At 62.9% G+C, this 1547-nt stretch carries 2 protein-coding genes; one reads left to right on the top strand and one right to left on the bottom strand.

All coding sequences use genetic code 11. From position 1 onward, the window contains the following. Positions 1 to 84 precede the first annotated feature (84 nt). Positions 85 to 762 carry a hypothetical protein gene (locus QZY03_RS22175; protein ID WP_295584662.1) on the bottom strand — a complete coding sequence of 226 codons (678 nt, stop codon included), beginning with the start codon at positions 760 to 762 and terminating at the stop codon, positions 85 to 87. 263 nt (positions 763 to 1025) lie between these two features. Here QZY03_RS22175 and QZY03_RS22170 point away from each other — a divergent pair. Continuing rightward, positions 1026 to 1547, top strand: a 522-nt coding sequence (locus tag QZY03_RS22170; RefSeq protein WP_295584661.1) for an Rpn family recombination-promoting nuclease/putative transposase, incomplete at its 3' end; no start/stop codon positions are given.

Here is a 1547-nt window from a genome sequence, read left to right as displayed (position 1 = left end):
CGCGTTGGGGCCGGGCGCGTCACCTGACCGTTCGGGGTGACCGCGGCATCCATCGCGGCGGGACGCCGCTCCCACGGGGGACCCTCAGTCCGACCGCGTCAGGTCGGCGGACAGCTCAGCCGCAGTGCGATGAGACACTTCCAGGAAATACTCGTAACCACCAGGCCCACACCGGCGGGCCAGCTGGTTCACGATGCGCCGCTGCATCGCCGCGTTCTCATTGGGCCCATTCGTATACAGTGGCTTGCCATCCCTCCCGTAGGTGAACTCCCTGGGACAGTCGGCGGTGTCGATGTCACCAAAGATCAGCCGGGCAATCCGGTAGTCGGGATGTGGTTCAAAGCCCAGGTCTTTGGCATAGGCCACAGCCCCCTCCACCAGTTTGCGGGCACAGGCCGGCTCCTGACGCTCCAGCGCCTCCTCCGAGGTGGCTTGGACACGGGTCCAGGCCGCCCGATACTCGGCCTCTTCCATAATGTTATACAGCGCGTTCTTGACGCCGAGGCAAAAAACGTCGACAACGATTCCCGCAAAGGCATAGCGTCCGTCCGGCAGATGCCGGCTCAGCCAGACCGATCCAACCCCCACCTCGAAAAGCGTTCGGGAAAACAACACATCGGCGATCGGCGCGTGGGCCGCGACCGTCCAATCGTGGGCCATTGCTGCGGCGCCTGACAGAACGGTGGCCGCTTTCTTGGCTTGCTTGCGTTTGAGCTCCCGCTTCGCCCGTTTCTTTTGTAATGCCTTTTGATCGAGTGCCATTCACCATGTTCCTGTAAAAAAGCCGGCCGAACAATCGGCCGAACATAAGAATCGCACAGGTGGGCGGGGACGTGAAGTCCGGGATGGGCTGAACCAGCGAACACATCTGTTCGAGGCGACCGGCTTTGACGTGTCCCAGCGCCATAGCCATCATGACCGCCAGCGCCAAGCCGACGCGCGTCTTGAAGGACCGCCCGTGGGAGGCGTAAAGCTGCGGGGTGCATGGCCTTGTCGCACCGGCCACGCCTGTTTACACTGCCACCATGCGCCATCCCATCGACCCCAAGGTTGACTGCGTCTTCAAGGCCCTGCTAGGGGCACAGTCCAATCGTGACCTACTGATCCATTTCCTCAACGCCATCCTCGGCGCGGAGCTGCCCCGGCCCATCACCGCGGTGGAGATCCAGAACCCCTATAACGAAAAGGAATTCCTCGACGACAAGCTCACCGTGGTCGACGTCAAGGCCCGCGACGCGACCGGGCAGATGTATCAGGTCGAGGTCCAACTCCTCAACCACCGCGACCTGCCGGCGCGCATCCTCTACGGTTGGGCCGACCTCTACAGCGCGCAGATCAAGGAGGGCGAAAGTTACCGCAAGCTGCGCCCCACGTACGCGATCTGGCTGCTGGGTCAGACCCTGTTGGCGGATGACCCGGACTATGCCCACGTATTCCGGATGCGCGACCCGCATGGACGTGTCTTTCTGGACCACGGCGGCATCTGGCTGCTGGAACTGAGCAAATTCGCCGCCGACGCGGTCGAAACCGAGCAGGAGCGCTGGCTG

Origin of the sequence: uncultured Lamprocystis sp. (genome assembly GCF_903933125.1) — a bacterium.
GTDB lineage: Bacteria > Pseudomonadota > Gammaproteobacteria > Chromatiales > Chromatiaceae > Thiodictyon.
The sequence above is the reverse complement of the archived record's forward strand: the minus strand, read 5'-3'. Positions and strand labels throughout refer to the sequence as shown.

Bases quoted from the DNA above. Each gene is read 5' to 3' on its own strand.
- QZY03_RS22175 (WP_295584662.1), bottom strand. From the start codon at position 762: ATGGCACTCGATCAAAAGGCATTACAAAAGAAACGGGCGAAGCGGGAG.